The 20,414-nt window shown below is 52.5% G+C and carries 19 protein-coding genes; 10 read left to right on the forward strand and 9 right to left on the reverse strand.

Translation table 11 applies throughout. The annotated features are described in order from the left end of the window. Positions 1–38: 38 nt before the first annotated feature. Entirely contained in the window at positions 39–1,595 is a 1,557-nt protein-coding gene (gene ahpF, locus HALTITAN_RS18200; RefSeq protein ID WP_039860074.1) for an alkyl hydroperoxide reductase subunit F, read from the reverse strand. 174 nt (positions 1,596–1,769) lie between these two features. After that, positions 1,770–2,333: an alkyl hydroperoxide reductase subunit C gene (ahpC, locus tag HALTITAN_RS18205; RefSeq protein ID WP_009287962.1), complete on the reverse strand. Its 564-nt coding sequence runs from the start codon at positions 2,331–2,333 to the stop codon at positions 1,770–1,772. A 367-nt stretch (positions 2,334–2,700) separates the two neighbouring features. Between ahpC and HALTITAN_RS18210 the strand changes: the two genes are divergently transcribed. The 4 genes from HALTITAN_RS18210 (at position 2,701) to HALTITAN_RS18225 (ending at position 6,890) form a co-directional block, all read left to right on the forward strand. Next, positions 2,701–3,804, forward strand: coding sequence for a polyamine ABC transporter substrate-binding protein (locus HALTITAN_RS18210; RefSeq protein ID WP_039860076.1), 1,104 nt, complete (start codon positions 2,701–2,703; stop codon positions 3,802–3,804). 100 nt (positions 3,805–3,904) lie between these two features. Beyond that, positions 3,905–5,086, forward strand: a complete 1,182-nt coding sequence (locus tag HALTITAN_RS18215; RefSeq protein WP_009287964.1) for an ABC transporter ATP-binding protein — start codon at positions 3,905–3,907, stop codon at positions 5,084–5,086. A 68-nt stretch (positions 5,087–5,154) separates the two neighbouring features. After that, positions 5,155–6,063 carry an ABC transporter permease subunit gene (locus HALTITAN_RS18220; protein ID WP_039860077.1) on the forward strand — a complete coding sequence of 303 codons (909 nt, stop codon included), beginning with the start codon at positions 5,155–5,157 and terminating at the stop codon, positions 6,061–6,063. Continuing rightward, the gene (locus HALTITAN_RS18225) at positions 6,063–6,890 is read left to right on the forward strand and encodes an ABC transporter permease subunit (RefSeq protein ID WP_009287966.1); all 828 of its coding nucleotides are present in this window, start codon (positions 6,063–6,065) and stop codon (positions 6,888–6,890) included. The genes HALTITAN_RS18220 and HALTITAN_RS18225 overlap by 1 nt, the downstream gene beginning before the upstream one ends. Before the next feature lie 6 nt (positions 6,891–6,896). On the opposite strand, the gene HALTITAN_RS18230 is transcribed toward HALTITAN_RS18225, so the two are convergent. Further along, entirely contained in the window at positions 6,897–7,106 is a 210-nt protein-coding gene (locus tag HALTITAN_RS18230; RefSeq protein WP_039860079.1) for a zinc ribbon domain-containing protein, read from the reverse strand. Positions 7,107–7,253: 147 nt separating this feature from the next. On the opposite strand from HALTITAN_RS18230, the gene HALTITAN_RS18235 reads away from it, so the two are divergent. Continuing rightward, complete coding sequence (locus HALTITAN_RS18235; protein ID WP_039860081.1) at positions 7,254–7,682, forward strand: DUF3617 domain-containing protein; 429 nt, start codon at positions 7,254–7,256, stop codon at positions 7,680–7,682. 94 nt (positions 7,683–7,776) lie between these two features. On the opposite strand, the gene HALTITAN_RS18240 is transcribed toward HALTITAN_RS18235, so the two are convergent. Together HALTITAN_RS18240 and HALTITAN_RS18245 are read right to left on the reverse strand one after the other, a co-directional pair. Beyond that, entirely contained in the window at positions 7,777–10,911 is a 3,135-nt protein-coding gene (locus HALTITAN_RS18240; protein WP_009287967.1) for an efflux RND transporter permease subunit, read from the reverse strand. Then, positions 10,911–11,993 (reverse strand): efflux RND transporter periplasmic adaptor subunit, encoded by a 1,083-nt coding sequence (locus HALTITAN_RS18245; protein ID WP_009287968.1) that lies wholly within the window; start codon positions 11,991–11,993, stop codon positions 10,911–10,913. The genes HALTITAN_RS18240 and HALTITAN_RS18245 overlap by 1 nt, the downstream gene beginning before the upstream one ends. 136 nt (positions 11,994–12,129) lie before the next feature. On the opposite strand from HALTITAN_RS18245, the gene HALTITAN_RS18250 reads away from it, so the two are divergent. After that, positions 12,130–13,314: a BaiN/RdsA family NAD(P)/FAD-dependent oxidoreductase gene (locus HALTITAN_RS18250; RefSeq protein WP_039860082.1), complete on the forward strand. Its 1,185-nt coding sequence runs from the start codon at positions 12,130–12,132 to the stop codon at positions 13,312–13,314. A gap of 184 nt (positions 13,315–13,498) precedes the next feature. On the opposite strand, the gene HALTITAN_RS18255 is transcribed toward HALTITAN_RS18250, so the two are convergent. After that, positions 13,499–15,307, reverse strand: coding sequence for a sigma-54-dependent Fis family transcriptional regulator (locus HALTITAN_RS18255; RefSeq protein ID WP_009287970.1), 1,809 nt, complete (start codon positions 15,305–15,307; stop codon positions 13,499–13,501). A gap of 225 nt (positions 15,308–15,532) precedes the next feature. Here HALTITAN_RS18255 and HALTITAN_RS18260 point away from each other — a divergent pair, with 225 nt between their 5' ends. From HALTITAN_RS18260 to HALTITAN_RS18275, 4 genes are read left to right on the forward strand one after another with little or no spacing between them, the layout of a single operon-like run. Next, positions 15,533–16,060 carry a 2,4'-dihydroxyacetophenone dioxygenase family protein gene (locus HALTITAN_RS18260; RefSeq protein ID WP_022522783.1) on the forward strand — a complete coding sequence of 176 codons (528 nt, stop codon included), beginning with the start codon at positions 15,533–15,535 and terminating at the stop codon, positions 16,058–16,060. Positions 16,061–16,068: 8 nt separating this feature from the next. After that, positions 16,069–16,887: an SDR family NAD(P)-dependent oxidoreductase gene (locus tag HALTITAN_RS18265; protein ID WP_027958417.1), complete on the forward strand. Its 819-nt coding sequence runs from the start codon at positions 16,069–16,071 to the stop codon at positions 16,885–16,887. After that, positions 16,887–17,891 carry an alcohol dehydrogenase catalytic domain-containing protein gene (locus HALTITAN_RS18270; protein WP_009287971.1) on the forward strand — a complete coding sequence of 335 codons (1,005 nt, stop codon included), beginning with the start codon at positions 16,887–16,889 and terminating at the stop codon, positions 17,889–17,891. The genes HALTITAN_RS18265 and HALTITAN_RS18270 overlap by 1 nt, the downstream gene beginning before the upstream one ends. Next, complete coding sequence (locus tag HALTITAN_RS18275) at positions 17,884–19,173, forward strand: MFS transporter (RefSeq protein WP_009287972.1); 1,290 nt, start codon at positions 17,884–17,886, stop codon at positions 19,171–19,173. Before HALTITAN_RS18270 ends, HALTITAN_RS18275 begins: the two co-directional genes overlap by 8 nt. 210 nt (positions 19,174–19,383) lie before the next feature. On the opposite strand, the gene HALTITAN_RS18280 is transcribed toward HALTITAN_RS18275, so the two are convergent. Genes HALTITAN_RS18280 through HALTITAN_RS18290 form a run of 3 tightly spaced genes read right to left on the reverse strand, consistent with a single transcriptional unit; the run spans position 19,384 to position 20,406 of the window. Next, positions 19,384–19,695, reverse strand: a complete 312-nt coding sequence (locus HALTITAN_RS18280) for a YqjK-like family protein (RefSeq protein ID WP_022522787.1) — start codon at positions 19,693–19,695, stop codon at positions 19,384–19,386. Further along, positions 19,670–20,074: a phage holin family protein gene (locus HALTITAN_RS18285; RefSeq protein ID WP_022522788.1), complete on the reverse strand. Its 405-nt coding sequence runs from the start codon at positions 20,072–20,074 to the stop codon at positions 19,670–19,672. The genes HALTITAN_RS18280 and HALTITAN_RS18285 overlap by 26 nt, the downstream gene beginning before the upstream one ends. Continuing rightward, positions 20,074–20,406: an ElaB/YgaM/YqjD family protein gene (locus tag HALTITAN_RS18290; RefSeq protein ID WP_022522789.1), complete on the reverse strand. Its 333-nt coding sequence runs from the start codon at positions 20,404–20,406 to the stop codon at positions 20,074–20,076. Before HALTITAN_RS18290 ends, HALTITAN_RS18285 begins: the two co-directional genes overlap by 1 nt. Positions 20,407–20,414 lie beyond the last annotated feature (8 nt).

Genomic DNA, 20,414 nt, shown 5'->3' on the forward strand with positions numbered 1-20,414 from the left:
CGCTGACATTTTTGTCAGCGGGCTTTTCTTCGCCACTGTCAGTTTCGAATGAGATAGTCGAAAGCACCCAGCGATGCCTTGGCGCCTTCGCCCATGGCGATGATGATCTGCTTGTAGGGCACGGTAGTTACATCGCCTGCGGCGAAGACGCCGGGCACGGATGTCATACCGTGAGCATCGACGATGATTTCACCGCGGGGCGTCATTTCAATCGGAGAGCCTTTCAACCACTCGGTGTTAGGCACCAGACCAATCTGAACAAAAATGCCTTCCAGCGCGATGGATTTGCTCTCGTCGGACGTGCGGTCTTTATAGTTCAAGCCATTCACACGGCTGCCATCGCCCGTTACTTCGGTGGTTTGTGCGTTGAGGATAATATCGACGTTAGGCAGACTCTTGAGCTTTTTCTGCAGCACCGCGTCGGCACGCATCTCACCCATAAACTCTACGAGCGTGACATGGCCGACAATACCCGCCAGATCGATCGCCGCTTCAACGCCAGAGTTACCGCCACCAATCACCGCTACCCGCTTACCTTTGAACAGCGGACCGTCACAGTGAGGGCAGTAAGCCACCCCTTTGTTGCGGTACTGCTGTTCGCCGGGCACATTCATTTCGCGCCAGCGGGCGCCCGTCGCCAGTACCAGGGTTTTGCTCTTAAGCGTCGCACCCGACTCAAAGGTGACTTCGTGCAGCCCACCTTCCGCCTCGGCTGCTTTAAACGCCGTGGCAAGCTGCAGGTTCATGACATCGACTTCGTAATCTTTTACGTGCTCTTCAAGCGCGCTAACTAGCTTGGGGCCTTCGGTATGGGAAACGGAGATAAAGTTTTCAATTCCCATGGTGTCAGCCACCTGACCACCGAAACGCTCAGCGGCAATGCCGGTGTTAATGCCTTTGCGTGCTGAGTAAATGGCGGCCGCCGCGCCTGCCGGGCCACCACCAATGACGAGCGTATCGAAAGCGGCTTTCTCGTTGAGCTTTTTGGCGTCGCGTTCGGCAGCACCGGTATCTACCTTGGCCAGAATCTGTTCAAGCGTCATGCGGCCTTGATCGAACGGCTTACCGTTCAGATAGATGCTTGGCACCGACATGATTTCCCGCGACTCAACTTCGTCCTGAAACAGTGCCCCGTCAATAGCGACGTGACGAACGTTCGGGTTGAAGATAGCCATGAGGTTAAGCGCTTGAACCACGTCAGGGCAGTTCTGGCACGAGAGCGAGTAGTAAGTCTCGAAAAGCATTTCGCCGTCGAGAGCTCTGATTTGATCGAGTAGCTCATCAGACGTTTTGGGCGGATGGCCACCGACTTGCAGCAGTGCCAACACCAGCGATGTAAACTCGTGGCCCATGGGTATGCCAGCAAATACCACGCCAGTCTCTTCGCCGGGGCGGTTGATCGCAAACGACGGTTTGCGCGCATCTTGTCCGTCGCTGTGCAGGGTGATCTTATCGCTTAAGCTGCTGATATCCTCAAGCAGGCCAAGAAGTTCTTGTGACTTGGCACCGTCATCCAGGGAGGCAACGATCTCGAACGGCTGAGTCACTTTTTCCAGATAGGCTTTCAACTGGGATTTTAAATTGGCGTCCAGCATGACAGTAGCTTCCTCGCAGGTAACAGACGTATTGAACACACGTATGTGACGGTGCTAATCATTAATATTTTTTAAAAAGTGTTAAAACAGAACGCCCGGGCGAAACCCGGGCGTTGGATCTAAACGCACTTGCGCAACGTAAATGGGCGCAAGTGCGTGAAAGATGTAGGCGGTTTAGATTTTGCCTACAAGATCCAGAGACGGAGCGAGTGTTTCTTCGCCTTCTTTCCATTTAGCCGGGCACACTTCGTTCGGGTTGGCACGAACGTATTGAGCGGCCTTCACTTTACGCAGCAGCTCTTCGGCGTTGCGGCCAATGTTGCCAGCGTTGATTTCAACAATTTGGATTTTGCCATCGGGATCGACAACGAAGGTGCCGCGCTCTGCAAGGCCGGCTTCTTCAATCAATACTTCGAAGTTGCGTGAAATACGTAGCGTCGGATCAGCAATCATCGGGTATTGCAGTTTACCGATGGTCTCAGAACTGTCGTGCCACGCTTTGTGAGTGAAGTGGGTATCGGTTGAAACGCTGTAGATTTCAACGCCCAGCTTCTTGAACTCAGCATAGTGATCAGCCAGATCGCCAAGCTCGGTCGGGCATACAAAGGTGAAATCAGCCGGGTAGAAGAAGAAGATAGACCACTGGCCTTGCAGATCCGCTTCAGTCACATCGACGAATTCGCCATTTAGGTAAGCAGTGGCTTTAAATGGTTTTACTTCAGTGGTGATCAAGGACATGCAGATAATCTCCTGGTGTCGTGAGTGTAGGGTTTATAAAGGTTGCCTAATACTAACGGGTAGCGACTAATGTCTAAAATTTAAAAAAGCCATCTAGTCAATAGCATTGGCCTATTGGCGGATAAGAGGTCTCTGCCTTACTAGCTTCTTAATGGGGCCGGTAGGGCAAAATACAAGAATTTTTCACATTGGCTTGCGGTAGGCGCCACCGCACCGCAAAATTCGCACGGTCAGCATTATGGCCTACGCTATTGTTAGCCGCTGGCCGCTGTTGGCGACAGCAGCGCGGCAAACTTGGTAAAAAACACTTGGCAAATTATCTGGCTGAATCATTGAGTGAATAGCTAAGACAACAGGAGCAGTGATAATGGGGAACATTCACAAACTTTCCGCGGCCGTTGCGGCTATCTCTTTCGCCGCAGCGGCTAGCGCTGCCCATGCCGAAGAGGTGCGGGTGTTTAACTGGTCAGACTACATTGCTCCGGAAACGCTGGAAAAATTTACCGAGCGTACCGGCATTGAAGTGACTTATGACGTTTATGACAGCAATGAAATTTTGGATGCTGCGCTGCTCGCCGGACGTTCCGGCTATGATGTAGTGGTGCCTTCTACCTATTATTTCACCCGCCAAGTGAAGGCTGGTGTTTTTCAGCCGCTTAATCATGAGCTGCTGCCCAATTTAGATAACCTTAACCCCGAATTGATGGCCAACTTGGAAACCATTGATGCGGGTAGCGAATACTCGGTTCCCTATATGTGGGGCACGAATGGGATCGGCTATAATGTTGACCGGGTAAAAGAAATTTTGGGTGATGATGCGCCGGTTGATAGCTGGGCTCTGCTGTTTGATCCTGAAATAACGTCAGCATTGAGCGAAGCGGGCTGCGGCTTGTCGATGCTGGACTCTGCCGATGAAATGCTCTCGCCCGCCATGGCTTACCTGGGTTTTGACCCCCTGAGTGAAAATCTGGACGATATTGAAGCGGCTGGCGAGCTGATCGCCGAGGTTCGCGACGACATGACCTATTTTCACTCTTCCCGCTATGTCTCTGATCTGGCCAATGGCGATATCTGCGTAGCTGCTGGCTATTCCGGCGATATTTTCCAGGCCGCTGACCGTGCCGAAGAAGCTGGACGTGATTTCACCATCGCTTATAGCATTCCTAAAGAAGGCGCCGCGCTCTGGTTCGATATGATGGCCGTACCCGCCGATGCGCCGAACACTGCCAACGCCCACGCCTTTATCAACTTTATACTTGACCCGGAAATCGCCGCTGAAATCACTGAGTACGTGCGGTATGCCAACCCCAACGCGGCGGCCAATGAGTACCTCTCTGATGAAATCATCAATGACCCGGCTATTTACCCGGAAACTGAGGTCATGCAAAACCTATACGTGCAGGCTGAAAAGCCTCAAGATGTGCTGCGTGCACGTACGCGCATTTGGAACCGCGTAAAGTCTGGTCGTTAAACCGACATTTATCCGACGGCGAGCCTGGGGGGTAACTCTCCGGCTCGCTGTTCGTCTTTTTTAATGCCCGGGTTTCCGGGCCTTTTGATGGGAGTGGCGAATGGTCACTACGCCCCTGTCGAACGAGCCTTCATCTGCTTCGCCAACGACTTCTTCTTCGTCACGACCTCAGGGCAAAACCCCGCGGTTTGCTGAAGATGTGGTTCTGGAAGTGAAGCGCTTAAGCAAACGGTTTGATGATGCGCTGGCGGTGGATGATGTCAATTTGCAGGTTAAACGCGGGGAAATTTTCGCGCTATTAGGTGGCTCCGGTTCGGGTAAATCAACCCTGCTGCGGATGTTGGCGGGCTTTGAAACGCCCTCCGAAGGCCGGATCTTATTAGATGGTGAGAATATCACCGCCATGCCCCCGCACAAGCGGCCTATCAATATGATGTTCCAGTCCTATGCGCTATTTCCGCATATGACGGTGGCACAGAATATTGCCTTTGGCTTAAAGCAGGACAAGCTCTCCAAAGCGGATATCGACGCTCGCGTCGCGCAAATGTTGAAGCTGGTGCATATGGAGCGCTTTGCCAAGCGCAAACCGCATCAGCTCTCTGGCGGCCAGCGCCAGCGTGTAGCGCTGGCACGTTCGTTGGCCAAGCGGCCCAAGCTGTTGCTGTTAGACGAGCCTATGGGCGCGCTGGATAAAAAGCTGCGCACCGAAATGCAGCTTGAAGTGGTTGAGATCATCGAGCAGGTGGGGGTGACCTGCATTATGGTCACTCACGACCAGGAAGAGGCGATGACCATGGCCGACCGTGTGGCGATCATGGCCGATGGCTGGATCGAGCAAATAGGCTCGCCGATCGATATTTATGAAAGCCCGGTGAGCCGCATGGTGGCGGAATTCGTCGGCACGGTGAATCTGTTTGAAGGCGAAATTATCGAAGACGCTGCCGACCACTGCCGGATCGCCGCTCCCGCGCTTGAGCGCCCCATCTATATTGACCACGGTATTACTACACAGGCGTCGAATCGGCGGGTTTGGGTCGCGCTGCGGCCTGAAAAAATCTGGCTAACCCGCGAGAAACCCACCACTGAATATAACTGGGCAGAAGGCAAGGTGGATGATATCGCCTACCTAGGCGGTTTCTCGCTCTATTACGTGCGCACCCAGTCGGGCCAGATCATTAAAGTCAGTATGGCCAATACCGAGCGTCGCGGTGATCGTCCCACCTGGGAAGACAGTGTGTATGTCTATTGGGAAGATCACAGTACGATTGTTTTGAACCGCTAGCGTCTTGAGCTGCTAACGTTTTGAGTTGCGATAGTGACGCATTCCTTACCGCGAGGAGACTGCCTTTAATGAAGTTATCTCGTTCTTCAGCACTGCTCAAACGCTTGCAGTTAGGGCGCCGGGCAGTGATTGCGTTTCCGCTCGTGTGGCTGACGCTATTTTTTTTACTGCCCTTTGCGCTAGTGCTCAAAATAAGCCTCTCCGAGGCGGCGATTGCGATTCCGCCCTATGGCCCGCTGCTTGAGTATGCTGATCAGACGCTGCATGTCTTTCTTAATCTGGGCAATTATCTCTTTCTGCTCTCAGACTCGTTGTATATCGCCGCCTATTGGGGCTCGGTGAAAACGGCGTTTATTGCCACGCTGGCCTGTTTGCTGCTGGGTTACCCGATGGCGTATGCCATGGCCCGAGCCCCGGCACGCTGGCAGCTGTTGCTACTGCTACTGATCATGCTGCCATCATGGACGTCGTTTTTGATTCGTGTCTACGCCTGGATGGGGATTCTCAGTAACAGTGGATTAATCAATAACCTATTGATAGGAATTGGCCTGATTGATTCGCCACTGCGCATGATGAATACCCAGTTTTCAGTGACTATTGGCATTGTTTACGCCTACTTGCCGTTCATGGTATTGCCGCTGTATGCCCACTTAACGCGCATGGATAACTCGTTGCTAGAGGCTGCTGCTGATCTTGGCTCGCGCAAACTCAATACCTTTATCAAAGTCACCTTGCCGCTCTCTACGGGCGGCATTGTGGCCGGTTCGATGCTGGTGTTTATTCCGGCGGTGGGGGAGTTTGTGATTCCTGAACTGCTGGGCGGCCCGGATACGCTAATGATCGGCAAAGTGCTGTGGGAGGAGTTCTTCCTTAACCGCGACTGGCCGGTGGCGTCGGCGCTGGCCATGGTAATGCTACTGCTGTTACTGGTGCCTATCGTCTGGTTTCATCGTTACCAGTCCAAGGAGCTTGAATAATGAGCATGCGACGGCCGAACTTCTCGACGGTCATGCTGGTGCTTGGTCTGCTGTTTCTTTACCTGCCGATGTTTGTGCTGGTGGTGTATTCGTTTAACGCATCGAAGCTGGTCACGGTGTGGGCAGGGTTTTCCACACAATGGTACGGCGAGCTGTTTCAAGATCAGCAGATTTTGTCGGCGGTATGGACGAGCCTGCGCATCGCGTTTTTTGCGGCCAGCATGGCGGTTTGCCTGGGCACAGTGGCAGCCTTTGTAATGACGCGCTATGGCCACTTCCGCGGCAAAACGGCGCTATCGAGCATGGTCACGGCGCCGCTGGTGATGCCCGAAGTCATCACCGGTCTTTCGCTGCTGCTGCTATTTGTGCAGATGGCGCAGATTACCGGCTGGCCCGCCGACCGGGGCATGGCGACTATTTGGATTGCCCATACCACCTTTTGCAGTGCCTACGTGGCGGTCGTGGTGGCTGCGCGCCTGCGGGAAGTGGATCACTCCATTGAAGAGGCCGCCATGGATTTGGGCTCACCTCCAGTGAAAACCTTCTTCTCTATCACGCTGCCGATCATTACCCCCGCGCTGGCAGCAGGCTGGCTGCTGGCGTTTACCCTCTCCCTGGATGACCTGGTGATCGCCAGCTTTGTTTCAGGCCCAGGGGCCAATACGCTGCCGATGGTGGTGTTTTCATCGGTGCGCATGGGGGTGTCGCCGAAGATCAATGCGCTGGCTACATTGATCATCCTCACGGTGTCGCTGGCGACACTGTTGGCGTGGTTTTTTATGCGCCGTAATGAGACCCGGCGGAGGGTTGCTCTACGCGACGTTTAGATAAAGCTACAGAACGTCGTCGTCGCGCCCGGCGACGACGCTGTCGAGTTCTCCGCTCATCGGCGAGACGATGACTTGTAACTGGATGGGCGCGCAGCATTGATGGCAATCCTCCCAGGTATCATGGCTGCCCTGTGACGTATCAATCAGGAAGGTCAGCGGCGAATCGCAGTAGGGGCAGTGAAAGTCATAATTGACCAGGGCGTCGTCTTGCATTGTTGATTACCTTGTATTGCGGATGCGCTAAGTCAGTTTCTTACCCAATGAGTGTAGCAGTGTGGTCGTCGGGTAGGGCATCGTGAGATTGAATCAGGTAGGATATCTCAGCATTTAAGTTCCCAAAGCAACGCAGCGAGAGTAGCGATGATGTTACGTAACATGGCAGTAGCGGCCCTAGTGGCCTTTCCGATGGTCGCGTTGGCTGAAACCCCCAATGTCACCGCTGGTGAGTGGGAGTTTGTGAGCAAAACCAGCGTTACCGGCGAAATGGAAATTCCGGATCAAACGGAAACCGAGCGCCAGTGTATTAGTCAGGAAGAGCTTGAGGGCGCTGAATTCGGCTTCATCGAGGAAGAAGAAGGCTGCGAACTGCTCGACCAGGAGCTGACGGCGGACGGCCTAAGCTACAGCATGGTATGCCGTGCTGAGGGTGGCGAAGCCACCATCGATGGCGAAATGCGGTTTATGGGCGAGCGTATCGAAGGCAGCGTCGATATCCTTACCCAGTCACCCATGGGCGAGCTGAGCATGAATACCGTGATTGAAGGCGAGTATCTTGGCGAGTGTGAGTAATGACTGCCTCTTAGTTAATAATTAATTTGTTAATAACTAACCGGTAGCTCACCAAAAGGGCGTCCCATTGGGGCGCCCTTTTGGCTTGCCGTCTTTATGAATCTGGTGCGCTGCCTGGCGCGTTAGCAATTTCCTCTTCCAACTGCCGCTTAACGGCACCTGGCGAACCGGTGTGACGCGCGAGTAGGTCGTAAGCGACGGGCACGACAAACAGCGTAAACAGCGTGGCCGAGCCGACTCCTGCCATAATCACGGTACCGATCACCAAACGCGATTCTGCGCCAGGGCCGGTGGAAATGATCAGCGGAATGGCGCCGGCCATGGTGGTTACGGCGGTCATTAAGATGGGTCTTAAGCGTGTCACAGAGGCTTCAATCAACGCCGCACGGAACGCTTTGCCCTCGTCGCGCAACTGGTTAGCAAACTCGACAATTAGAATGCCGTTTTTTGCTGCCAGCCCAATCAACAGCACCAAGCCAACTTGGCTGTAGATATTAAGCGACTGACCGCTTAGCAGCAGGGCAAGAAGCGCTCCGCTCATCGCGAGCGGCACTGTGAGCATAATCACAAAGGGATGGATCAGGCTCTCGAACTGCGCTGCTAACACCAAGAAGACCACTAGTGCGCCCAGTATTAGTAGGAACGCGGTGGCGCCGCTAGCCTCTTGGAAGTCTCGGGAGGCGCCTGCCACATTGGTTTGCGCCTCTTCCGGCAGTAGCTCTACTGCGCTCTGCTCTAAATAGGCCAAGGCCTCGCCGAGAGGGTAGTCATCCGCCAAGTTGGCTTCAATGGTAATCGCCCGTATACGGTCAAAGCGGTTTAGGGTGCTGGCGCCAGCAAAGTCGGAGAGAGTGACCAGGCTGGCCAGGGGGATCAGCTCACCAGTACGAGCAGATCTAACCTGAATGTTATCCAACGCCCTGGGGCTGTTTTGACTGCCGCGGTCACCTTCCAAAATGACGTCGTACTCTTCACCGTCATCCACGTAGCGAGTGACGTTACGACCACCTAACAGTACTTCAAGCGTTCTACCGATCTCGGTAACCGTAACGCCCAGCGAAGCAGCGCGCTCGTAGCCAATATCGACTCTTAGCTGCGGTTGGGTTTCGTTGTAGTTGCTCTCCAGTGCCATCAAGCGTGGGTTGTTTTCACGCACATAATCGATCAGCGTATCGCGCCAACGGGCAAGCTCTTCGTAAGTCCCGCCGCCCAGCACAAACTGCACCGGCTTCTGGGTACGCTGCCCAAAACCTTGGCGCATGACCGGGAAGGCTTGTACCCCTGGCAACGTACGCAGCTTTTCGCGTACTTCGCCCATGATCTCCCAGGCGCTGCGTCGACTGCCCCAGTCGGCCATATTGACGATAATAAAGCCGCTATTGAAATTCTCAATGTTGCCGTAGCCACGAGGGGCGCGAACGACGACGCGCTCCAGCTCACCGCTCTCCACCAGTGGCGTCATCCGCGCTTCGATCTCATCCATGTAGTCCATCATGTAGTCGAAGGTGGCGCCTTCGGGGCCATTCACTAATACAATAAAGTTACCGCGATCCTCCTGCGGCGTGTATTCGTTGGGCAGTACCGTGGCCAGCCAGGCGGTGGCGCCAATCAATAATACAAACGCCGCGACCACCAGCCAGCGCATTTTGAGCATCCACTCTAACGTGGCCTGATAGCGGCGCTGTGTGCCGCTGAGCAGCCACTGCACAGCCTTGCCAATCCGGCTTTTGTGCATGCCCGGCTTAAGAATTTTAGACGCCATCATCGGCGTAAGCGTCAGTGCTAGCAGAGTAGAGACCACTACCGCAGCGGCCATGGTTAGCGCGAACTCGGAAAATAGTCGGCCAATATCGCCTTGCAACATACTGAGTGGCAAGAAAACCGCCACCAACACTAGGGTGGTGGCGATGACTGCAAAGGCGATTTGCCGGGTACCTCGAAAGGCGGCGACTAGCGGCGTCTCGCCGTAGTCGTGCATACGCCGGTTAATATTTTCAAGCACGACGATGGCATCATCGACAATCAGACCGATCGCCAGCACCAGCGCCAGCAGAGTTAGCAGGTTAATTGAGAAATTCATCGCTGCCAGAGCAGTAAAGGCGCCAATAACGGCAATCGGAACGGTCACCGCGGGTACCAGGGTGGTGCGCAAATTGCCCAAAAACATAAAGATCACCACCACCACCAAGCCCATGGCGATAAACAGCGTCATAACGACCTGCTCAATCGCCCCGGAGACGAACAGCGAGGCGTCGTAGTTCAGGCTCAGTGACATCCCTTCAGGCAGGGTACCTTGTAGGCGTTCAAGTTCGACCTGAACGGCTTCAGAGAGCTCTATCACATTGGCCGTCGACTGCATGATCATACCCAGGCCGACCATGGGGATGCCGTTAGAGCGGAAGACAGAACGATCCTCCACCGCGCCGACCTCTACTCTTGCTACGTCAGCAAGGCGCACCAGATAGCCGTTTTCCTCCTGGTTTTGAGGAGAGCTGAGGGCGAGGCGCTGAAAATCTTCGGCACTGGCAAAACTACGGGGGAGGCGGACAATAAACTGCCGATCCTTGGATTCAAGCGAGCCTGCCGGTAGCTCTACGTTCTCTGCCCGCAGTGCGTCTTCGATATCGCTAACGGTGAGTCCCCGTGCGGCCAAGGCATTGCGATCCAGCCACACGCGCATGGCGTAGTCACTGCCGCCGCCGACACGCACCCGTGCTACCCCTGGCTGAACGGAGAGGCTGTCGACCAAAAAGCGGTTAGCGTAGTCGGTTAGCTCAGTAATGGAATAGTCGTTTCCGGAAAGGCTTAACCAAACCACCACTTCTTCGCTGCTATCGGCTTTGGTGACCTCTGGGTTGTCAGCGTCGTCGGGTAGGTTGCGCAGCGCGCCGGAGATGCGGTCGCGAATATCATTGGCGGCGGCATTGATATCCATATCAATGCCAAATTCGATCTCGATCTGAGAGCGTCCATCCTCGCTTTGCGAGGTAATCAGCTCAATGCCTTCAACGCCAGCAATGCGGTCTTCTAATACTTGGGTAATCCGTGTTTCGACGACGCTGGCCGAGGCTCCGGGGTAGCGGGTATCGATGGTGACCACTGGCGGGTCGATGGTGGGGTACTCTTGCAGCGGCAGACGATTGAGTGCCAGCAGGCCAAAGGCAATAATCAGCGCCGCGATTACCATCGCCAATACCGGCCGCTGAACAGAGATATCCGATAAACGCATTAGCGGTCGGCCTCCAACAGCGCTCGTATACCGGTCTCGTCATCGGCGATCCCGATTAACCTGGCTTCTTGCCCGTCACGGGCCAGCTGTAGGCCATGAAAGACAATTAAATCGTTGGCGGCGAGTCCCTCGAGAATTTCCACCTCGCCATTGCGGCGCTCGCCGATCACCACTTCACGCCGTGCCAAGCGTGTGCTGCCTTCACTCTGTTCAATTAACATCACGAAGTGACGGTCACCGCTAGGCTCAATGGCCGCCTCAGGGATAACAACCGTATCGCGTACGTGCTGTTGAACGATCACTTCCATCAGCATGCCAGGCCGCAAGCGGCCATCGGTATTCTCGAGATCAGCGCGGACGCTTACGCTGCGCGTGACTGGATCCACCCGTGTGCCGATGGTGGCAATTTCACCGCTAAAGAGGGCGTCAGGGTAGGCGGCAGTTGTGGCATTGAGCATCAAGCCTGGTGAGAGGCGGTCGAGAAATACTTCGGGGACGCTGAAATCTAGCTGCATAACATCCAATTTATCGAGCGTCACCAGATCCATGCCTGGAGTGACCAGGGCGCCAACACTGATATTGCGAAAGCCGACGCGGCCACTAAAGGGGGCTTTTATCTGGTAATTGGCCAACTCCGCTTCAATCGCTTGAATATCGGCATCTGCCTGGCGCAGCCGTGATTGGCTATCTTCTACATCGGCCCGAGCCGCCAGGTTGCGCTCTTGCAACTGCGAAGCGCGATTTGACGCATTACGCCGCTCTTCGCGAAGTGCCTGGGACGCCCTCAGCTGCGCCTGTTCCTCGGCATCCTCCAGACGAATAAGCAACTGGCCTTCTTCGACCTGCTCGCCGTCACGGAAATTGATCTCGGCAACGATATCCGTGACGGTAGCCGATAGTGTGACGCTCTCATCGGCACGAAGGGTGCCCAAGGCTTCTATTGGATCCGACCAGGTAGTCATGATCGCCCGGGTGCCTATGACTGACGGCGCCGATTGGGCGAACGCTACGCTGGAAAGCAGAAGAGTGAGAGGCAGGAGTGCGAGTCGCAACAGCCGTCGTCGATGAAAGGGCAAAAGCATAGTGTTCTCAGCGTTAGATAATATTTATACAGTTATTGTATATGGTAATTGTATCCGCATAATAATTTTTAAGTGCGACCCTGTTAGAATGCCTGCCTTTTACGACGGGAGTCGCTCTCAATATGAGCTGTCCATTATGATCTATGACGTTGTCATCATCGGTGCTGGCGCCGCAGGCTTAATGTGCGCAGCGCAAGCAGGCTATGCCGGAAAGCGGGTCTTAGTGCTTGATCATGCTAACAAAGCGGGCAAGAAGATTCTCATGTCCGGGGGTGGCCGCTGTAACTTTACCAATCTTGGCACAACGCCACAGCACTTTTACTCTTCAAACCCTTACTTTTGTATTTCGGCGCTCAAACGTTACCGCCCTGAGCACTTTGTCGAGCTGGTTGAGCGCCATGGCGTTGAACATGTTGAGAAAACGCCGGGTCAGCTATTCTGTGCAACCTCGGCTAAAGATATTGTCCATACGTTACTGACCGAGTGTGAGTGGGCTGGGGCTGAAATCAGGCTCAGCACCCAGGTTACCCGCGTGGAGCAACAGGGCAGTGCCATGCGTCTAACGACTTCGATAGGTAAAATTGATGCCGGGGTGGTCGTCATCGCGAGCGGTGGGCTTTCCATTCCGAGCATGGGCGCGACAGGATTTGGCTACGACATAGCCCGTCAATTTGGTTTGGAGGTATTCGCTACGCGACCCGGGCTGGTGCCCTTTACCTTAAGCGATACCTGGAAAGCGCGCGCAGCTGACCTCTCTGGTTTGAGCGTGCCAGTGGCTGTTAGTGCTGGCAGTCGCCGCTTTGTGGAACCCATGCTGTTTACCCACCGCGGCTTGTCTGGGCCAGCGATGCTGCAAATATCCAGCGTTTGGCAGCCAGGGGAGAGCATTAGTATCGATCTGCTGCCTAATGAAAACGTGGCGGAATCCCTGCGCCATGCACGCCAAGAGACGCCTAAGCGTCAGCTCTCGACTTGGCTTGGCGAACGCTTTCCGAAACGCTTTGCGCAAGCACTGCTGGAGTGGTACCCCGACCATGATTTGGCGCGGCCCCTGGCCCAGTATGCTAATGCCGCATTGGATGAGTGGGTACAAAGACTCAACGCTTGGCAACTGAAACCAGCAGGAACAGAAGGTTGGCGTACCGCAGAGGTAACCATGGGCGGGGTCAATACCGACGCGATTTCGTCCAAAACCTTTGAGGTTAAAGGCTTACCACAGTTGCGTTTTATCGGAGAAGTATTAGATGTAACGGGAGAGCTAGGTGGGTATAACTTTCAGTGGGCGTGGGCGAGTGGCGTAGCCTGCGGGCAGTCTGTTTAATAAGCTGATCAAAGATTTGCAAGTGCCGTAACTTGATACATTTGCTGTATTAAGCCTCTTGTGTTTTGGCGATGGGGTCAAGTTTAGGGGCTGTTGATGTTTCGCTTATGGCAGCGGTGAAAAGTCAGCAGAGCCTAGGGCAATGCTGTCAAGAGGTCGGCTGGTAGGTCGATCAGGCGCTTTCTTACAAGTGCCGAAACAGACTCGGATCTAATCCAGCTTTTTGAATTCGATAGGCTAGCTTAGCTCTCGTTACGCCTAGTTCTCTGGCGGCCTTAGACACGTTGCCATCTGTTTTATAAAGTGCATTTGACAAAATTTCTGCCTCACTTCTCCGGTGACATTTAGCGCTCTTCTGCGTATCGTCAAGCTTACCCCGGCCCAATAGATCAGGCCCACTTGTGCCAGCCTCCAGTTCCCCTGTGGGATCAATATTGAGACCTGACTGACCAGGGGGGTTGAGTTTTGTGGCAAAGCCAACGTCATCAAACATATGAAACACATTGAGCGGTTCAGAATCTAGCGCGTTAATCACGCCACGTTCTATTAAATTCTGAAGCTCGCGAATATTTCCAGGGTAACTATAGTCTAAAAGTGCTTCACTAGCCTTTCGGGTGAGTCCTGGAATATTTTTTTTATAAACATTTGAGTAGCGGTATAAAAAATGTTCGATCAATAAGGGGATATCATCCTGGCGTTCTCTAAGAGGGGGAAGGCGTATAGGAAAAACATTTAAGCGGTAATAAAGATCCTCTCTGAATAGTCCATTCTGCACTTCCTTGAAAAGATCTTTATTTGAGGCGGCAACAACCCTGACGTTAACTTGGATAGGGTGTGCTCCACCGACTCTTTCTATTTCGCCATTCTGCAGGGTGCGCAGAAGCTTACCTTGTGCCTCATAACTTAATGATGGAATTTCATCAAGAAATAGTGTGCCCCCATTGGCTCGTTCGAACCGACCCGGTCGACTTTTTTCTGCACCTGTAAACGCACCTTTCTCTACGCCAAACAGCTCTGCCTCAACCAATGTGTCAGGGATTGCAGCACAGTTAAGGGCGACAAAGGGGCCGTTTGCCAAGTTGCTTTTGCGGTGAAGCTCGTTAGCAAACAAGTCTTTCCCAACACCTGATTCTCCATTGAACAGTACCGTGGCTGGCGTTGGCGCGACTCTTTCGATCTTCTGCAAAGCAATACTGACTGCTGCTGAAATACCCACGATCTTTTGGGTATCTATTTTCTCATGGATAGAGGCAGGAGATGACGCTGTCGTAACGCCAGTGGTTTGTCGAGACGACTTACGCGCTTCAGGCGCAAGGTATTCTCCTGGAGTGAGCCAGCTAAGGTCATGGGTACTGCCTATTTCTTGATTTGTCATCTCACCTACGATTCGGCAGAAAGAGCCGCCGCAGCCAGCACACTCCAACTCACGATATATCACTCGCTTACCGTAGAAAGCACTGGCGTAGCCGCTGGCATAACCTAGCTGCATCCAGCAAACCGGTTCACGTGATAGGCCGTACGCATTTATATGTTCGGCGGCTTCGATTGAACCATGCCAAAGGAACTCGGCATTGAAAATACCGTTCGGGATGTCGTGGTCGCGTCGTACCGTTTCGACTTTAACCATCCCCATGACCGCATGTAACCGCTCTCCCGCGGTCAACGCACCAGCTTCATCGTTTAGTGGCCAATGTTTTCGTACAAAAGCTGCGTCGGCAGATCCAGCTGAAAAACCTACGCGCATCAGCAAGCTGCATGCTCTAGAAAAGCCTAGTGATTCAATGATTTCTCTGCGCAACACACCAAATGCATTAGCCCCAAGTAGCACCATGCGGCGATCATCGAACCAAATTTTTCCATCGTTAGGGGTAAGGCGCAGCCTCTCTGTCAAATCACGTAAAGTGGGTGGGTCTCCATCATCAAGGCCTATCTCACAAGAGCTCGCTTGATTGGGTTGCGTTGTCATTTTCGAAAGCGTCATTTTTTTTGTCATGTCTTTCTCATTTTTTTATTAAAAATATTAAATTAATTAAATACTGGCGAGTCTTGTTCAATCCTTCAGTTGTACTTTAGTCGTGTCTAGTCTCTTAACTTCCTTTGCATAATAAGAACTTTACTTTATTTTTTATACTAAGGTCTAGGTTTTGAGTAGTTGGCATAGCAATTGCTGAATAGTTCTCTGTAATACATCGTTTCCATAAATAAAGTGAGAACAATAATGGCTAATGCACCCGCTAGTAATGCTTATCGTATCGTAGAAGTTCCTGAGCCAATGAAGGCAATGCAAGACCGATTTGGGCGTGAGGGAAGCTATGTAGGGCTCTCTGAGGTAGAAAGCCCATGGGTTCCTTTTGGTGATAATGCAGCTATACGGCATCTGGCCTTTGATGTAAGGAATAATGTTTATTGCAATATTTTATGGATTAAAAGCCCTGGTGTGATTGGTACCCATAAGCACCGAGGAATGGTATGGGCTGTAGGAATGGAGGGATCTTTCCGATATTTGGAATACGACTGGGTTTGCGGGCCTGGTGAGTTTATAACGGAAATGCCCGGACAGGCTCACACGTTAGTGACCGACGATGCTAATGGAATGAAAGCTCTATTTTGGATGCAGGGAGCTAACGAGTTCTTCGATGAGAAGGGGGAGTGGGCAGAAACGCTGGATGTTTTCTGGTTCATCAATCACTACGTCACTTATTGTGAAGAACACAATATCCCCATCAATGAACAGTTATTTCTATGAGGTGGGATATGCGTGTATTAGAGCAATTCAGCGTAGAAGGGCGTTCAGCCCTGATCACGGGGGGAGCCTCAGGTTTAGGACTTGCCTATGCCGAAGCGTTGGCAGAAAACGGAGCTAACGTGACACTAGCGGATATAAACATCGACGCAGCCGAATGTGAGGCACAAAGACTCCGTGACGAAGGCTGCAAGGTTCATGCTGTCCAGCTAGATGTCGCTGATCGAATGCAGACCAGTCGAGCCTTCGAAGAACATGTCCGCCAGTTTGGCAACTTGGATATTGTTTTTGCTAATGCGGGGATCGATCCTGGGGCAGGGTTTTGGAACCCTTCAGGAGGGCGAAATAGAGATGGTCAGATTGACGTTTTAGATCCAGCCCGCTGGGATAGAACAATTTCTATTAATCTGACGGGGGTCTTTAATACTCTGCGAGTGGCAGCTAAATACATGAAGCCACGGCGTCGAGGATCAATTGTTGTCACGTCCTCCAATGCTGCCTTTATTACAGAGCCTGTGGTCGGGCTTGCTTACATGCCTGCAAAAGCGGGAGTGTCCCATTTAGTACGTCAAGTTGCCTTAGAGTTGGCAGAGTTCCGGATCCGGGTCAACACTATCGCGCCCGGCGGTTTCGTAACCAACATTGGTGGTGGCTGGTTGAAAGACGAAGCAGTTCGCCAGGCCTGGAACGCCAAGGTACCTCTAGGGGAAATCGCTGATCCTGAACAGATCAAGGCACTGGCGCTATACCTAGCCTCTGACGCCTCTTCCTATATGACCGGTGCTCAATTGGTTATTGACGGAGGCACTTCTCTTGGGAGGGTGGGCTGATGCGTGCTGCCGTCTTTCAGGGGTTACACCAGCCTTTAGATGTTTGCGAACTTCCAGACCCTACACCAGGAGACGATGAGGTTGTCATTCAGGTGAAACGATGTGGAATTTGTGGCTCCGATCTCCATATGACTGAGGATCCCATTTTCGGCATTTGTCCTGGCGATGTGCTGGGTCACGAATATGCAGGCGAGATAGTCGCTTTAGGTCGAAAAGTCAGTGATGTATCTATAGGAGATCTTGTATCCGTTATACCTTTCCGAAGTTGCGGTTATTGCGCTGCATGCCGTTCTGGGAATCCTGCTTGGTGTCTAGATATGGCGTTGGAGGGAGGGGGATATGGTGAATATGCCGTCACCGCTGCGCGCCAGTGCGTACCTCTTCCTCTCAATGCAAGCATGGACGACGGTGCAATTGTAGAGCCTTTAGCCGTTGCTCTCCATGGTCTCCAGCTATCCGGCATGAAACCTGGTGACCGTGTCCTCATCCTTGGTGCTGGGCCTATCGGGTTAGCTGTCGCTTTTTGGGCGCGCCGCTTTGGCGCTCAGACGGTTGTCATACAGGATATTACCCGATACCAAGAACAACGTGCCTATGACATGGGGGCGACCGGTTTTGTTTGTGATCCATATCAACCCATTAAAGCTGCAGAGCGGTCACTTGGAGGTTCAGCAGACATAGTATTCGAGTGTGCGGGCGTTCCTGGTCTCATTGCGCAAGCCATTGAGCAGGTTCGCACGCACGGTACGATTCTGCTTCTTGGTTTATGCACTAAGTCTGACAGCTTTATACCCTTTAGTGCTTTATCAAAGGAAATACGCCTTCAAACTGCCGTTTTCTTCTCACGACGTGAATACGAAAGTGCGTTGGATATTCTCGATTCTGGCGTTGTAGAGCCTCGCCATTTAATCACCGAGACCGTGCCACTTAACAATGTGCCAACCGCATTTGAAGCGTTAAAAAAGCGCACCCATCAATGCAAGGTGTTAATAAGCCATGACTAACAATAATACAGCTACCCTGCCTAACACGCCCAATAACACTCGTTATCAAATCCTTTTAGTTACTCTATTGAGCCTTAACTTTGGCATTGTATTTTTTGACAGGAATGCACTTAACTTCCTGATGCCATTTGTTCAGCCGGAGTTGGCCTTGACAAACCTACAGATAGGCCTAACAGCCTCTGCGTTATCAGTCACCTGGGCAATATCTGGTTTAATATTTGGTGCAATGTCTGATCGAAGTGGCCGAAGAAAGATATTTTTGATTATGGCGACGATTGTGTTCTCTCTCTGCTCTTTTTTATCAGGTCTTGCCACCTCATTCTTATTGCTTCTCGGTGCTAGATTGCTTATGGGTGTTGCAGAAGGCCCTATCCTGCCTATATCGCAATCAGTAACGGCAATAGAAGTTACTCCTGAAAGGCGGGGTATTGCTATGGGGGTCATGCAGAACTTCGGGTCAAATTTATTGGGTTCTTTTGCTGCGCCGGTTGTTCTTGTGGCTGTTGCTTCTGCTTTTGGCTGGCGAGAGGCGTTTTTCCTTGCAGGGCTTCCAGGTCTTCTAGCCGCTGGACTCCTCTGGTGGTTAATGCGTGAACCGACAGCATCTTCAGTACCTATCGCAACGGGTGTGAATCAGTCCTGTCAGCGCCCAAGTCTCAAAGAGGTCTTCGCTCATCGAAATATGCTGCTATGTTCGCTTATTGCGGTGTTATTGATTGGATACTTAGTAACTTGCTGGTCTTTCATGCCAATTTACCTAACCAGTGTACGTGGTTATTCTGCTGAAGCCATGGGGTGGCTGATGGGAACTTTAGGCATCTCGGCAGCGGTCGGAAGCTTCGTCGTCAGCGGTATCTCTGACAAAATTGGTCGTAAGCCAGTAATGGTAATTACCCCATTTATGGGGCTCATCCTCACCTTAAGCGCCATGTATTTTGATGGCTCGGCTATTATTCTGGCAGTGTTGTTTTTCTTTGGTTGGGCATTGAACGGCATCTTTCCGCTTTTTATGGCCACCGTTCCCTCTGAAACCGTCGATTCGCGCCATATTGCAACAGCCCTGGGTTTTGTAATGGGTATTGGTGAGATATTGGGAGGTGGGGTTCTACCGGCGCTAGCAGGCGCTGCGGCAGATAGTGTTGGCCAATCCGCACCGTTGTGGTTAATGAGCGCTATTTGTGTGATTGCTGGAGTCCTGGCTTTGGGGCTCAAAGAGACCGCACCAGCAGTTCTGGTTAAGCGTGCTCAGGCGCCTGATGTTTCGGCATCTTTCAGCAGTTAGTCGCTAAATACCGATAATCACACAAGAAGCTCAGCTTTCGGGCCAAATGTGTCGGGTATAAGCGAATAGCGAGCTATTTAACGAAAGTGATCAAATTAAGTTGGCCGACAGGCCAGAATTTTTCACTGAGTGGCCGCCTTAAACGATGTTTGGCTAATCTCCGCTCGCTGGCTTCTAAGGTACAGTCAGCGAGCCGCACAGTCGTCCAAATTAACTAGCCACTTTGGCTAATAATTTAAGTTTTTTGAGTAGCATATAGCCCGCAAGGACTTTTCTGCCTGCCGCCATTGCTCCACCTGGGTGGCGCATCAGCTTGAATGCAGCAAAGCCGCCAATGGCGTAAAGCGGCAGCTTGAAGCTTTGCCAGTTTCTATCCAGTGGTGAGGCGGCTTGCTGTAAAAATTCGCTATCGACCAAAATATCCACGCGCTGCTGCTCTAGCTCGGCTAACAAAAGCGCTTTGCGTTCAGCGCGGCTGAGCGGTTTGGTTGGTGGCTTAGCGGTGTCTGCGGATGGTTTCATCACTTGGCTCCTCAAGCAGTGCTCGATCAGCAGCAAGCTGTTTGAGTGTTTCTTTTAACAGAGAGTGTTGCTTGGACTGGCGAATCGCAATAACCGCGAGTAGCAAACTGGCGCCGATCAGCACACCTGCACTGATGGCAATGGCGGTTAAGCGATAGGTATCCCAGAATATAACCACTACCAGTGCCGTCAAAGTGGCAATACCCAACAAGAGCAGCAGTAAGCTAGCTCCTGCCAGAAGAAGTAGAACCAGTAAGCGAGCACGCTCCTCTTCTAACTCAAACACCGCCAAACGCAGGCGGGTTTCGCTATTCGCAATCAGCGATTTCAGCAAGCGTTTGGCGGCAGAGAAGACGCGTTGGGTGGGGCCCAAAGCCATTAGCGACGACCGAGCAGCATACCCACAACCATACCTACTGCGGCACCAATGCCAATACTTGTCCAGGGGTTTTCATGGACGTAGCGATCACACGCATCGGCCTGATGAGTCAGCGAGTCGCGGGTTTCGTCATAAATACGCTCGCCACGCGCTTCAAGACGTGCACGAGTGTCTTTCAAACGACGTTCGGCGCGAGTACGTAGATCGTTCATCTCTCCGCTGGCATCTTTAGCGGTCGCATTGACCAGCTCTTCAACGGTTTCACTCAAGTGGCGCAGATCATCTTTGAGTTGATCGGCTTGAGTAGAGTAGGTGGGTTGACGTTTAGCCATGGAGTCTT

It is taken from the genome of Vreelandella titanicae BH1 (assembly GCF_000336575.1).
Taxonomy (GTDB): Bacteria; Pseudomonadota; Gammaproteobacteria; order Pseudomonadales; family Halomonadaceae; genus Vreelandella; species Vreelandella titanicae.